The organism is Nitrospira calida, from assembly GCF_976986435.1.
Map to the genome: position 1 here is coordinate 2,066,370 of NZ_OZ335950.1, position 12,375 is coordinate 2,078,744.

The following is a 12,375-nucleotide window of genomic DNA, read 5'->3' on the forward strand; positions in this document are numbered from 1 at the left end:
ATGCCCGGTCGTCCGAGCATTTTGGTGATAGGTCATGGAGCCCTCCTTCTGAATGAGTGCTCCGGCCCAGCCTATCGGACTGAGACAGTCTCGTCATCATCGCTGTTCACAATGTCATGAAACTAGACAGCTAACGAACAATTGTAAGTGAACCGCTCGTCCTGCCGGATAAGCGAGGTATCTCTCTCCGCAAATCGTTCTCTGGGCTAGCCGACCGTTCACCTGCGTCCTTGACCTTGCTGCGAGGGGTTGGTACTGTTGCATGGCAAATCCAGCCGAAGAAAACTCGAATATTCCTCAGATGGAAGTCACTACTACTGAGTCCACACCCACAGACGATCGCCGGCTCAAGGACGAGCTTGCCCCGGTATTCAACCGATCGGAGATCTGCCTCGCGGTCTTGTTCGGATCGGCTGCAACCAAACGGCGGCATCGGGGGAGCGACCTGGATATTGCCCTTATGGGCGACCAACCACTAGACCTGCTGACTCTCACCAACGAAGTGATCCGCCTGACTCACCGGAATGATGTCGACGTGGTCGACCTTCGCCAGGCATCCCCCTTGTTGGCAATGGAAGTAGTTCGCCACGGCCGTCTGCTCTATGAACGCAGGCCAGGCCTGTATGCCGAATTCTGTTCCCTGGCCCATCGGCGATATATCGACGCGGCAAAACTCCGCGAGGCGCAGAAGCAAGTCATCACGTTGTTCCTGCAGGAGCGGGGCCTGGCGTGACACCGGTCGATCCTGCTGTGCTCCGTCGTAAGTTGGCCGTAATCATTGACAACCTCCGCACGCTGGAGCAAGTCGTCACGATGCCGCTGGACCGCTACCGGCGCGAAGTGTTCACGCGCAAGGGCACTGAACGACTCCTTCAGGAGGCAATCGAAGCCGCTTTCGATATCAACACTCACCTGATCGTGCATTCTGGTGCAACAGTTCCCGATGAATATTACCAGGGATTTCTGAAACTAGCCGACCTTGGCATCCTCTCAGCGGACCTTGCGGCCGAGCTGGCTCCGTCCGCCGGCCTCCGCAACCGTCTCGTACATGAGTACGACGCCATCGTGGACACCATCGTCCTTGATGCCGTTCGAAAGGCGCAGAAGCTTTTTCCCCAGTACGTCAAGGCGGTGGAAACATACCTGGAGCGGACTGAAGGCGAATCGCTTCTATGACTAGACCTACCTCCCACCGCGAACACGCGGGTTCCCTGAAACGGGACCCGATCCCCGAGCTGGCGGAACACGCGCGCCAGCTTAGGCGCCACAGCTCTTCAGCGCACACAAACTCCGCCGTGCGCGCCGCCTTGCACTGGGAGAAGCGCTGAACGAAAGGGTCGCAACGAATGGCGAAGTGCGGGCGAAGGCCTCATCTCCTGGCCGATCAGGATCTACTTGCCTCTCGCCTCCTGTTCTTCATCTGAGATATTCCAGGAACACGGTGGCGAGCGTGAGGTAGATGGTGATGCCGGTGATGTCGTTCGCCGTCGTGACGAACGGGCCGGCCGCAATGGCCGGGTCGATGCCCATGCGTTTCAGCAGGATGGGCATGAACGTGGCCATGCTTGTCGAGACGACGAAGGCGATCATCATGGAAGCCCCGATCACCATGCCCAGGACCGCATGGCCGTGCCACAGCCAGCCGACCAGGGTCAGAATGATGCAACACGCCAACCCCATCAGCAGCGTAATCCGGATCTCCCGGAAAAACACTTTCCCGACGTCGGTCAGCTCGATCGAGCCGGTCGCGAGGCCACGGATGATCAGGGTCGAGGATTGCAAGCCGACGTTGCCGCCCATGGCGGCGATGACGGGTATAAAGCTCACGATCGCCACGACTTCCTGGATCGTGAAGCGGAAGAACCAGAGGATCGCGCCGGAAACCAGGCTACCGATCAGGTTCGTGAACAACCACGGCAACCGCAGCCGGGCGGCGGCGAGGCTTGAGGATTTGGACTGCGTTTCTTCCTCGATGGCGCCGGCCATTTTCAGCATGTCCTCCGTCGCCTCTTCGCGGATCACGTCCACCACGTCGTCGACCGTGATGATGCCAACGAGCGTGTTGTCTTTTTCGACGACCGGGATGGCCAGCAGGTTGTAACTGGCCACTTGGCGGGCCACCTCTTCCTGGTCCGTATCCACCGTGACGCTGATCACGTCGCGCGTCATGATGTTCTTGAGGGGCGTGGCCGGCGGCACGGTGAGGAGTTGGCGCAGCGACAGGACGCCCACCAGGTGGTTCTCCTTATCGGTCACGTAGATGTAGAACACCATCTCGGCGTCCGTGGCGTGTTGCAGGCGGCGAATCGCTTCCTGGGCGGTCGTATCCTCCGGCAGCGAGAAAAACTCCGTGGTCATGATCGCGCCGGCTGAGTCTTTCGGGTACTTCAACAGATCGGCGATCTCCGTGGAGTCCTCTGTTTTCATCAGCGCGAGGATCTCTTTGGCCCGCTCTTCGGGGAGGACGCCTAGGATGTAGGCGACATCGTCGGGGCCGAGGTCTTTCAGGAGCCACGCCACGTCGGAGGGGGGCAGGTCCGACAACACCTGGTTGATGCTGTCACCGTCCAACTCGCTGAGGACTTGTCCGCGCTGGGCCTCGCCACGGACGAGTTCGAAGACCGTGCGCTTTTCTTTCGGAGATGAGAGGTGGTTGATAACCCTGGCGATATCGGCCGGGTGCATGCGGCCGAGCATCTTGGCGAGATTGGTAATCGCGCCGCGACGAAGCAGGCGCTGGAAAGACAGCAGGACGATATCGGACTTCGCCTGTCCCTTTTCGGCCAGTTCCCGGGAAACTTCCTTCAGGATGTCCTTATCCAGTGGACGCGTACGTTCCGTCGGCTGCATGGGCGCTTCCGGCTCTTCGCCTATGGCCTATCGCCTGCGTGTTAATACCCCAACTCCACCAGCACTCGTTCGTCCTCGCGCCAGGCCGCCCGGACCTTGACCCACAGCTCCAAAAACACTTTCATACCGAACAGCCGCTCCATCTCGCGCCGGGCGGCGGTCCCGGCGGCTTTAAGCCGCTCCCCGCGCCTTCCGATAAGGATGGCCTTCTGCGATTCCTTCTCGACCAGGATCGACGCCGCAATGCGGGCCAGTTTGCCTTCCTCCGTGAAGCGATCGATTTCGACGGCGACGGCATGCGGAACTTCTTGGTAGGTCTCATGAAGAATCTTCTCGCGGATGAGTTCGGCCGCCAGCGTCCGCATCGGCTGATCCGTGAGCATGTCCGCTCCGTACGCAGGCTCGCCCTCCGGCAGCAGCTTGACGGTCAAGTCCACCAAGCGATCGAGGTTGTCGCCGGTCAGGGCCGACACTGGCACGATTTCCGTCCACTCCAGCAGCGGGCAGTACGTCTCGATCAAGGGCAGCAGCCGGGTTTTGCGGACCAAGTCGATTTTATTGATGACCAAAAAAACAGGCCGCGCCCGTTTGCCGAGCGCCTCCCGCACCCGGTCGATGGCGAATCGGTCGCCCGGACCAGGCGGCGCGGTCGCTTCGACGAGGACATACAGCAGGTCTCCGTCCTCCAACGTTTCCAAGGCCGTCCGCACCATCCGCCGGTTGAGCAAATGTTGCGGCTTGTGCAGGCCGGGCGTATCCAGAAAGGCGATCTCGGCACCAGGCCTGTGCGCGACCCCCAAGATCCGCATCCTGGTGGTCTGCGGCTTGTCCGACACGATAGCGATCTTCTCGTTGAGCAGTCGGTTGAGCAACGTCGATTTCCCGACGTTCGACCGGCCCACGATGGCGACTGTTCCCGATTTCATATTCAGCGCGCAGCCCGTCGCGAGCGGCGAATAGCCAAAGATTCAGAGCGAGACGCGATTCGCTAATTGCTACCGGCGCGAGGCTCTTCTGCCAGTTGATACACCGTCTCGCCCTTCCGCACAAAGCCCAGTTGCTCTCTTGCCAATTCCTCGATCCTGGCCGGGTCGTGCTGCACGCGCTCGATCTCCAGCCGAAGCGCGGCGTTGCCCTGCCGAAGCGCCTGGATGTCCTCTTCCAACTGGCGGGCATGTTGCCGCATCTTCCAGTATTGGATGAGCCCCATGTCGCCGAACAGGAGCGAGCCGGTCAGCCCCAACCCCAGCATCAAGGCGACCAATTTCATGATCCCGACCGCGCGCCGCTGCCGGGTCAACGCCGCCGGTCCGCGGTTCGGCTTAATCAACATAGGTTCTCGTGCTCACAGGCGCACCGCGACCGCCGCCCGGCCGCGATACACCGCCGTTGCTCCCAACTCTTCTTCGATGCGCAACAATTGATTATACTTGGCCACCCGGTCGGTCCGGGATAGCGAGCCCGTTTTGATCAAGCCGGTGTTCATGGCGACGGCCACATCCGCGATCGTCGTGTCTTCGGTCTCTCCCGACCGGTGGGACACGACCGCCGTATAGCCAGACCGCTTCGCCAGCTCGATCGCCTCCAGGGTCTCCGTCAGGGTGCCGATTTGATTGAGCTTGATCAGGATCGAATTGCCGATCCCCTCCCGGATACCCTTGGAGAAAACCTCCACGTTGGTTACAAAGATGTCGTCGCCGACCAACTGCACCCGTCCGCCCAATTGCTCAGTCAGGATCCGCCATCCTTTCCAATCCAGTTCGCTCAGGCCGTCCTCGATAGAGAGGATGGGGTATTTGTCCACCAGGCGGGTGTAATAGCGGATCATGTCCTCGGCCGAGCGGTCCGGCTGTTTTTCCGCTTCCAGCCGATAGCGGCCTTTCTCATAAAACTCGCTGGCGGCAGCGTCAAGGGCCAGCGCGATGTCTCGTCCCGGCCGGTAACCGGCCTCCTCGATGGCCTGGACGATGAGGCTCAACGCTTCCTCGTTGGATTGCAGATCGGGTGCGAATCCTCCCTCATCCCCAACCGCCGTGTTCAGGCCGCGCTTCTTCAGGATCGTCTTCAGCGCATGGAAGACTTCCGCCGCCATGCGGAGCGCCTCGCTGAACCGAGAGGCGCCGACCGGCATGATCATGAACTCCTGGAGGTCGAGGCGGTTGTCCGCATGGACCCCGCCGTTGATAATGTTCATCATCGGGACCGGCAGCACCCGCGCGTTGGTTCCGCCAAGATACCGATAGAGAGGCTGCCCAGTTTCATTCGCGGCCGCCTTGGCCACGGCCAACGAGACGCCGAGAATCGCATTGGCCCCCAAGCGCGCTTTGTTTTTGGTCCCATCCAGCGCCACCATCGCGCGGTCGATTGCGGCTTGGTTGAGGGCCTCCCAGCCGAGGAGTTCCGGCGCGATGGTCTTGTGGATATTCGCCACGGCCTTGGCGACGCCTTTGCCCAGCCAACGCTTCTTGTCGCCGTCCCGCAGCTCAATCGCTTCCTTCTCCCCCGTCGAGGCCCCGGACGGCACCGCTGCCCGGCCCCGCGCGCCGCTTTCCAACGTCACATCGACCTCGACGGTCGGATTCCCCCGCGAATCCAGAATCTGCCGCGCCTTGATCTCCCGAATCGCGCTCATTGTCGCGTCACTCCAGTTTGACAGCCTACAACTCTGAAAGCCATTAAAGTCACAGCAGCCCGAATTCAGATTGCTGATGATGCTTCTGCCAGAGAAGCCGACCGATGAGTACCAGCATCGCCACACTGCCAAGCGCATAGAACACGGTGAGACGATCCATCGCGGTCATGATCGGTTCTCCTCATAGCCATCCAGCAGGTAGCCGCCCACGTAAGCCAATCCCAAGCCACTCCCGCGAACAGCAACCTTACCCAGAAGTTGAGAGGCCGAAATTGCTGCGAAAACCCTTTGGTTACCACCGCCACCGTCAGGACAATCTTCCTCAGATCGTAGCAGTATTTCGCAGCACTTTCCCGCTGTCTGATGGTCATGTATCGGGGCTTCTCCGAGAATCCACAATCCGCCGCGCCTTGATCGCCCGACTCGCGCTCATCCCGCCAGTTTCCGCTTCAGCAACTCGTTCACCTTGCCCGGATTCGCCTTCCCGCCCGACGCTTTCATCACCTGCCCGACGAAAAAGCCCAGCACCTGCTCTTTGCCGCTCCGATACTGCGCCACCTGCGCCGGATGCTGTTCGAGGATCGCGTCAATCATCGCGAGCAGCGCTCCTTCGTCGGAGACCTGCGTCAGGCCCTTCTCCTTCACGATCTGCTCGGGCTCCTTTCCGCTGGCGTAGAGTTCCGGGAAGATGTCCCGCGCGACTTTCAGGCTGATGGTGCCGTCGTCCACCAGTCTCAACAGGCTCACCAGGCGCTCCGGGCCAACCGGCGACGCGGTCACGTCGGCTCCGGCATTGTTTAGCTCACGCAACAGCTCGCCCATCACCCAGTTGCTGACGGTCTTCGGCCGGTCATAGAGCCCGACGCAAGCTTCAAAATAGTCGGCCAAGGCCTTGGACGCCGTCAGCACGCCCGCATCGTATTCCGGTAGCCCATACTCGGTCACGAACCGCCTCATCCTGACGGCCGGCAACTCCGGGACTGTCTTGCGCAGCGCTTCGATCCACTCCGGTTCGATCTTCAACGGGACCAGGTCGGGGTCTGGGAAATAGCGGTAATCGTGAGCCTCTTCTTTGGTGCGCATGACCGCTGTCTCGCCCCGTTCGATGTCCCAGAACCGCGTTTCCTGCCGAACCGTTCCCCCTTCGCTCAAGATCTTCGTTTGACGCTTGATCTCGTAGTCGATCGCGTCTTTGACGAACTTGAAGGAGTTGATGTTTTTCAGTTCGACCTTGGTGCCGAGGGCTTTCTGGCCGGGCGGCCGCAGCGAGAGATTCGGCTCGCACCGAAAACTCCCCTCTTCCATGTTGCCGTCGCAGACCTCCAGGTACATCAGGATATCGCGCAGCGCCTTCAGATAGGCCACCACCTCGTCCGCGGAGCGCATGTCCGGTTCGCTCACGATCTCCAGGAGCGGCGTGCCGGCGCGGTTGAAGTCCACCCGGCTGCCGTTCGTTCCGGTGTCGTGGATGTTCTTGCCGGCGTCTTCTTCCAGATGCGCCCGCCGGATGCGAATGCGCTTCTTGGCGTCGCCGGCCGCGATCTCGATCCACCCGTTCTCGCAGATGGGTGCTTCGTACTGCGAGATCTGATAGCCCTTGGGCAGATCGGGATAAAAGTAATTCTTCCGCGCGAACCGGTTGTGGGACCGAATCGCACAGTTCAGCGCCAAGCCGGTGCGGACCGCCATCTCGACCGCTGTCCGATTGATGACCGGGAGAGCGCCCGGCATGCCGAGGCACACCGGGCAGGTCTGCGTGTTCGCGGCGAGCCCAAAGGCGGTTCCGCAGGCGCAAAACATCTTGGATCGGGTCCGGAGTTGGGCGTGAACCTCCACCCCGATGATCACTTCGTAGACCATGCTCAGCTTTTCGTCTCGCCGGACAGGCGCTCGCGCTCACGCTTCATCGCCTCGCGCCCGGCTTCGAACGCTTCCTTAAGGACTGACTTCTTGGCCTCGACGAAATCGCGCCCTTTCTCCACCACTTCTTCGAAAGTCTCGCCGGCTTTCCCGGCCAGATCCCGCAGCGTTTCCTCCGTCCGCCGGGCGTAGCGTCGGAGTTGCTCGCGCGACTCCCGGCCGGGCTGCGGCGCCAGGAGCAACCCCGCGACCGCGCCCAACGCCGCGCCGCTGAGAAAGGCCAATAAGACAGCCGCCGGTGACACGCCTCGATCATCTCCCATCGGTCGTCCCTCCTTCTCCATGATTGCTGTGTAATCGTTGCTTGACGACGGTCGTCGCCGCCCGCAGTCCCGCCACCATGCTGGCGAGGTTCACAAGCAACGACCCGCTCGTTCCCTTGACGATCTGATGCACCTGCTGCACCGACTCGCCGATATCCCCGACCGCGTGCAGCAGCACCGCCGCGCGCTCGACGCCGCCCCGCGCCTGCTCGGCCAAGTCGTTGAGGTTCTGACTCATGGCTTGGAGCTCGGCAATTAACGAGGGCAATTCGCTGTTCATGCGGGCCAACAGTTGTTGGGACTCGGCAACCGTTTTGCGGAGTTCGATGAGCATCGGCACCAGGTAGCCGACCAAGACCGCAAACGCGATCGCCACGACGACGGCCGCCATTTCGACGATCATCTCTTCCTCCAATCTCAACGTGAATCTTTGGCTTCATACCGCCAGCCTTCGGCACGAGACTGATCGTTCATCGCCGATCGCCGGCAGTTTTCTTCATCGAACGATGGGTCGCTTCGCGCGCCAGTTGGTGGCCTGCTCATAGGCGTGGGCCGCCCGGATGATCATTTCTTCCTCGAACGGCCGCCCGATGATCTGCAAGCCGATCGGCAGGCCGGCTTTGCTGAACCCGCAGGGCAGCGCAATGGCCGGCACGCCGGCCAAGTTGACGGAAATCGTGTAGATGTCCGAAAGATACATTTGCAGCGGATCGTCGAGTTTTTCGCCAAGCTTGAACGCCGTCGTCGGCGCAACCGGCGTGACGATCAGGTCCACCTCGGTGAAGGCCGCCTCGAAGTCCCGGCGGATGAGCGTCCGCACGGCTTGCGCTTTGCCGTAATAGGCGTCATAGTAGCCCGCGCTCAGGGCATAAGTGCCGAGCATGATCCGTCGCTTCACCTCCGGGCCGAACCCTTCCTGCCTCGTCTTCATGTACAGCTCGAGCAGGTCTTTCGTCTGTTTGGCACGTAAGCCGTATTTCACCCCGTCGTAACGCGCAAGGTTGGAACTGGCCTCTGCCGTCGCGATCACGTAGTAGGTCGCGATCGCGGCGTCCGTGGTCGGCAGCTTGATCTCCTTGATCTCGCCACCCAAGTTCTTCAATTCGCCGATCGCGTCTTTCACCGCCCGGTCCACCTCGGGATCGAGTCCCTCCGCAAAATATTCGACCGGCACGCCGATGCGGACCTTCCGCAGATCCCTGCGTTTCAGAACTTTGAGATAGTCCGGCACCGGGACGGTGGCGGACGTCGAGTCGCGCGGATCATGGCCGGCGATAATCCCCAGGATGATCGCTGCGTCGGCGACGCATTTGGTGATCGGGCCAATCTGGTCGAGCGACGAGGCGAACGCCACCAGCCCGTAGCGGGACACCCGGCCGTAGGTCGGTTTCAATCCGACGACGCCGCAGAAGGCGGCGGGCTGGCGAATCGATCCGCCGGTATCGGACCCTAGGGCGGCCGCACATTCGTCCGCCGCCACCGCAGCCGCTGATCCACCGCTGGATCCGCCGGGGACATGTTGAAGATTCCAGGGATTGCGGGTCGGCCCGAAGGCCGAGTTCTCAGTCGAGGAACCCATCGCGAACTCATCGAGGTTGGTCTTTCCCAGCAGGAGATACCCCTGCTCCCGGAGCTTGGCGATCACGGTCGCGTCGTAAGGCGGCACGAAGTTGTTGAGGATGCGGGATGCGCAGGTGGTCAACACGCCTTCCGTGCAGATGTTATCCTTGACGGCCAGCGGCATGCCCATGAGCGGGAGCGTGCGCCTCCATCCTTTGAGCCGCTCGTCCAGCGCCTCGGCTTGCGCCATGGCCACGTCCTTCGTCTGGGTGATGTAGGCCTTGACCTTCGGTTCCACTTGATTGATGCGCAGGGAATAGGCACGCACGATCTCGCGGGCAGTTACCTCTCCAGCGGTAAATTTCCGTTGCAACTCCTGAAGGGTCAGCTTATGAAGGGACATGGCATCTCGGAGCGAAAGGGCGAGCGGCGCGGGACAAGGGGCAAGAGGCGCCGCTAGCCTTTGTTGATAATACGATTCTTCTCATCGACCTTGATAATCTTCGGCGCGTGCCGTTTGATCTCTTCCTCAGCATAGTACTCATAGCAAAAGATGATGATTTGGTCGCCGACGGCCCCTTTGCGGGCCGTCGGGCCGTTCAACACGATCTCGCCGCTGCCGCGCCTGCCGGCCATAGCGTAGGTCATGAACCGTTCACCGTTGTTCAAGTTGGAGATTACGACCGCTTCGTACGGCAAGATGCCGGCGGCGTCCAGGAGATCTTCGTCCACCGTCAGGCTGCCTTCGTACTCGAGACAGGCGTCGGTGACGGTCGCGCGATGAATTTTGGCCCGCAACATTTGCCTGAACATCTTTTACTCCATGATCTGATGACGTGTCATCCGCGATGAGCGCAACGTGGCCGCTTCACGCCCGGCTCCTACCGGTCTTCAAGAATCTTGGGCACGACGAAAAACCCATCAGCCTGCTCCGGCGCATTGGCGAGCGCCCGGTCCACAGGAAGCGAGGGGAGCACCGCGTCCTCGCGGAACACATTGACCTCCCCCAAGACCGTCGCGGTCGGCTCCACGCCGGTCGTGTCGTAGGTGTTGAGTGTCTCCACGTACGCGAGAATAGCGCTGAGCTGCCGGCCGAAGGCGTCCTTCTCCGCCTCCGTCAATTCCAGACGCGCCAGCTGCGCAACTTTCTCGACCTCGTCCTTACTAATTTTTGACATTCCGCGCGCACTCCCTTCAAACAAACTCGTGCTGAGCGGGGGCTCAGCCTTGGGAGCCCGGTCGCCCCTGCAGCGGGGTCTTTCCATCGGTCAGGGTTCGAGGACGGCCGGCTCGTCGGAGACAAGCCTCGTTCAGCTTTCATCACTCCACCGTCACGCTCTTCGCCAGGTTCCTCGGCTGATCCACATCGGTTCCCCTTAGCACGGCGATATGGTACGCCAGCAACTGGAGCGGAACCGTGAATAGAATCGGCGACAGCAGCGGATGCACGTCCGGAATGGTGAACACCGCGTCGGCGGTCCTGCCAAGTTCCCGCTCCCCTTCCGCCACAAAGGCGATCACCGGGGCGTGACGCGCCTTGACTTCCATCAGATTGCTCACGGTCTTTTCATACAGCCTATCGCGCGGCGCCAGCACCACCACTGGCATGTCCTTGTCAATCAGCGCGATGGGTCCGTGTTTCATCTCGCCGGCCGCGTATCCTTCCGCGTGAATGTACGAGATTTCTTTCAGCTTCAACGCGCCTTCGAGCGCGATCGGATAGTTGATGCCCCGTCCGAGGTACAAAAAGTTCCGCTTGGCGTGGTAGCGCTTGGCGATGGCGACCAGTTCGGCTTCCCGGCCGAGCAATCCTTTGACCAGCGTCGGTAGGGTGACCAAACGGTCCAGCCAGGCCTTGCCGTCGGCCGCCGAAAGCACGCCCCGCACGCGTCCGAGGTGCAACGCGAGCAAGTACAGGGCCATCAGTTGCGCCGTGAACGCCTTGGTGGAGGCCACGCCGATCTCCGGTCCGCAATGGGTGTAAAGCACGCCGTCCGATTCCCGCGCCAAGGTGCTGCCGACCACGTTGACGATCGACACCACCCGCGCGCCCTTTTCCTTCGCCTCGCGCGCGGCGGCCAGCGTGTCGGCGGTCTCCCCAGATTGGGAAATCGTGATGAACAGGTCGTCTTTTCGGACCAGGGGATCGCGATAGCGGAATTCCGACGCGATGTCCACCTGAACCGGGGTCCGGACCATTTCTTCGAACAGATATTTGCCGACCAAGCCGGCGTGCCAGGAGGTGCCGCAGGCGACGATCCAGATCTGTCCCACCGCCGCGAATTCGTGCGGGGTCAGGCCGATCTCCGGCAAATCCGCCTCGCCGGTTTCGCGCGAATAGCGGCCGCGCAAGGTATCCAGAATGCTCTGCGGCTGCTCGTGAATTTCCTTGAGCATGAAATGAGGATAGCCGCTCTTCTCGGCGGCCGAGGCGTCCCAGGTGACGCGCGTCGTCGGACGGGAAACCGGGCGGCCGTCCAGGTCCGTCATTTGGACGTCCTTCGCGGTCACCACCGCCACGTCGCCTTCCTCCAGATAGGTCACGTCGCGGGTGTGCGAGAGCATCGCCATGACGTCGGAGGCGACGAACGTCGCCTCGGCGGTCCGACCGACGACCAAGGGACACCCGGAGCGCGCCGCCACAAGCGTATCCGGTTCGCGCTCGGAGATGACGGCAAGGGCGTAACTCCCGCGGATCTGTTTGGTCGCGGCCCGCACGGCGTCGGCCAGGCTTTTCCCCCGCTTGATCTCCTTGCCGATGAGATGCGCCACCACTTCCGTGTCGGTCTCCGACTCGAATATGTAGCCGTCCTTGAGCAGTTGTTGCTTCAGCGGCAAGTAGTTTTCGATGATACCGTTGTGCACCAACACGCAGCCGTCCGAGCGATGCGGATGGGCGTTCTGCTCGGACGGCTTGCCATGCGTCGCCCACCGCGTATGACCGATGCCGATGGTCCCGCTCAGACTCCGCTCCTGGAGTGACTTCTGCAAATTGGCCAGCTTGCCCACGCTGCGCCGGACTTCGATCTTCCCGTTCTGCAACACCGCGACGCCGGCCGAGTCGTACCCGCGGTACTCCAACCGCTGCAATCCGCTCAGGAGAATGGGGACGGCGTCCTGGTTGCCGACGTAGCCAACAATGCCGCACAT

13 protein-coding genes are annotated in these 12,375 nt (G+C 61.5%); 2 read left to right on the forward strand and 11 right to left on the reverse strand.

The annotated features are described in order from the left end of the window. The first annotated feature begins 262 nt into the window (after window positions 1-262). Both mntA and hepT read left to right on the forward strand, forming a co-directional pair. Window positions 263-733, forward strand: coding sequence for a type VII toxin-antitoxin system MntA family adenylyltransferase antitoxin (mntA, locus tag ACWHTU_RS10185; RefSeq protein ID WP_447859236.1), 471 nt, complete (start codon window positions 263-265; stop codon window positions 731-733). After that, the gene (hepT, locus tag ACWHTU_RS10190) at window positions 730-1,176 is read left to right on the forward strand and encodes a type VII toxin-antitoxin system HepT family RNase toxin (RefSeq protein ID WP_447859237.1); all 447 of its coding nucleotides are present in this window, start codon (window positions 730-732) and stop codon (window positions 1,174-1,176) included. Before mntA ends, hepT begins: the two co-directional genes overlap by 4 nt. A gap of 240 nt (window positions 1,177-1,416) precedes the next feature. Here hepT and mgtE read toward each other — a convergent pair whose 3' ends face one another. The 11 genes from mgtE to glmS all read right to left on the reverse strand — a co-directional run bounded on the left by mgtE (window position 1,417) and on the right by glmS (window position 12,375). Further along, window positions 1,417-2,850, reverse strand: coding sequence for a magnesium transporter (gene mgtE / locus ACWHTU_RS10195; protein WP_447859238.1), 1,434 nt, complete (start codon window positions 2,848-2,850; stop codon window positions 1,417-1,419). A 41-nt stretch (window positions 2,851-2,891) separates the two neighbouring features. Continuing rightward, the gene (gene era, locus ACWHTU_RS10200) at window positions 2,892-3,776 is read right to left on the reverse strand and encodes a GTPase Era (RefSeq protein ID WP_447859240.1); all 885 of its coding nucleotides are present in this window, start codon (window positions 3,774-3,776) and stop codon (window positions 2,892-2,894) included. A gap of 62 nt (window positions 3,777-3,838) precedes the next feature. Then, a complete protein-coding gene (locus ACWHTU_RS10205; protein WP_447859241.1) occupies window positions 3,839-4,183 on the reverse strand; it encodes an FtsB family cell division protein in 345 nt (114 codons plus the stop codon). Window positions 4,184-4,195: 12 nt separating this feature from the next. Beyond that, window positions 4,196-5,482, reverse strand: coding sequence for a phosphopyruvate hydratase (eno, locus tag ACWHTU_RS10210; protein ID WP_447859242.1), 1,287 nt, complete (start codon window positions 5,480-5,482; stop codon window positions 4,196-4,198). 429 nt (window positions 5,483-5,911) lie between these two features. Beyond that, window positions 5,912-7,342, reverse strand: coding sequence for an Asp-tRNA(Asn)/Glu-tRNA(Gln) amidotransferase subunit GatB (gene gatB / locus ACWHTU_RS10215; RefSeq protein ID WP_447859243.1), 1,431 nt, complete (start codon window positions 7,340-7,342; stop codon window positions 5,912-5,914). Between the two features lie 2 nt (window positions 7,343-7,344). Beyond that, window positions 7,345-7,665, reverse strand: a complete 321-nt coding sequence (locus ACWHTU_RS10220) for a YtxH domain-containing protein (RefSeq protein ID WP_447859244.1) — start codon at window positions 7,663-7,665, stop codon at window positions 7,345-7,347. Further along, window positions 7,655-8,068 carry a DUF948 domain-containing protein gene (locus ACWHTU_RS10225; protein ID WP_447859245.1) on the reverse strand — a complete coding sequence of 138 codons (414 nt, stop codon included), beginning with the start codon at window positions 8,066-8,068 and terminating at the stop codon, window positions 7,655-7,657. Before ACWHTU_RS10225 ends, ACWHTU_RS10220 begins: the two co-directional genes overlap by 11 nt. Before the next feature lie 93 nt (window positions 8,069-8,161). Further along, window positions 8,162-9,628: an Asp-tRNA(Asn)/Glu-tRNA(Gln) amidotransferase subunit GatA gene (gene gatA / locus ACWHTU_RS10230; protein WP_447859246.1), complete on the reverse strand. Its 1,467-nt coding sequence runs from the start codon at window positions 9,626-9,628 to the stop codon at window positions 8,162-8,164. A 53-nt stretch (window positions 9,629-9,681) separates the two neighbouring features. After that, entirely contained in the window at window positions 9,682-10,038 is a 357-nt protein-coding gene (gene panD / locus ACWHTU_RS10235; RefSeq protein WP_447859247.1) for an aspartate 1-decarboxylase, read from the reverse strand. Window positions 10,039-10,106: 68 nt separating this feature from the next. Then, window positions 10,107-10,403 (reverse strand): Asp-tRNA(Asn)/Glu-tRNA(Gln) amidotransferase subunit GatC, encoded by a 297-nt coding sequence (gene gatC / locus ACWHTU_RS10240; protein WP_447859248.1) that lies wholly within the window; start codon window positions 10,401-10,403, stop codon window positions 10,107-10,109. A 142-nt stretch (window positions 10,404-10,545) separates the two neighbouring features. Further along, the gene (gene glmS, locus ACWHTU_RS10245) at window positions 10,546-12,375 is read right to left on the reverse strand and encodes a glutamine--fructose-6-phosphate transaminase (isomerizing) (RefSeq protein ID WP_447859249.1); all 1,830 of its coding nucleotides are present in this window, start codon (window positions 12,373-12,375) and stop codon (window positions 10,546-10,548) included.

What these genes read in the sequence shown, in the direction of transcription:
- era (WP_447859240.1), bottom strand. Translation starts at nt 3,776, where the DNA reads ATGAAATCGGGAACAGTCGCCATCGTGGGCCGGTCGAACGTCGGGAAA.
- ACWHTU_RS10205 (WP_447859241.1), bottom strand. Translation starts at nt 4,183, where the DNA reads ATGTTGATTAAGCCGAACCGCGGACCGGCGGCGTTGACCCGGCAGCGG.
- gatB (WP_447859243.1), bottom strand. Translation starts at nt 7,342, where the DNA reads ATGGTCTACGAAGTGATCATCGGGGTGGAGGTTCACGCCCAACTCCGG.
- eno (WP_447859242.1), bottom strand. Translation starts at nt 5,482, where the DNA reads ATGAGCGCGATTCGGGAGATCAAGGCGCGGCAGATTCTGGATTCGCGG.
- panD (WP_447859247.1), bottom strand. Translation starts at nt 10,038, where the DNA reads ATGTTCAGGCAAATGTTGCGGGCCAAAATTCATCGCGCGACCGTCACC.
- ACWHTU_RS10220 (WP_447859244.1), bottom strand. Translation starts at nt 7,665, where the DNA reads ATGGGAGATGATCGAGGCGTGTCACCGGCGGCTGTCTTATTGGCCTTT.
- glmS (WP_447859249.1), bottom strand. Translation starts at nt 12,375, where the DNA reads ATGTGCGGCATTGTTGGCTACGTCGGCAACCAGGACGCCGTCCCCATT.
- gatC (WP_447859248.1), bottom strand. Translation starts at nt 10,403, where the DNA reads ATGTCAAAAATTAGTAAGGACGAGGTCGAGAAAGTTGCGCAGCTGGCG.
- mgtE (WP_447859238.1), bottom strand. Translation starts at nt 2,850, where the DNA reads ATGCAGCCGACGGAACGTACGCGTCCACTGGATAAGGACATCCTGAAG.
- gatA (WP_447859246.1), bottom strand. Translation starts at nt 9,628, where the DNA reads ATGTCCCTTCATAAGCTGACCCTTCAGGAGTTGCAACGGAAATTTACC.
- ACWHTU_RS10225 (WP_447859245.1), bottom strand. Translation starts at nt 8,068, where the DNA reads ATGATCGTCGAAATGGCGGCCGTCGTCGTGGCGATCGCGTTTGCGGTC.
- mntA (WP_447859236.1), top strand. Translation starts at nt 263, where the DNA reads ATGGCAAATCCAGCCGAAGAAAACTCGAATATTCCTCAGATGGAAGTC.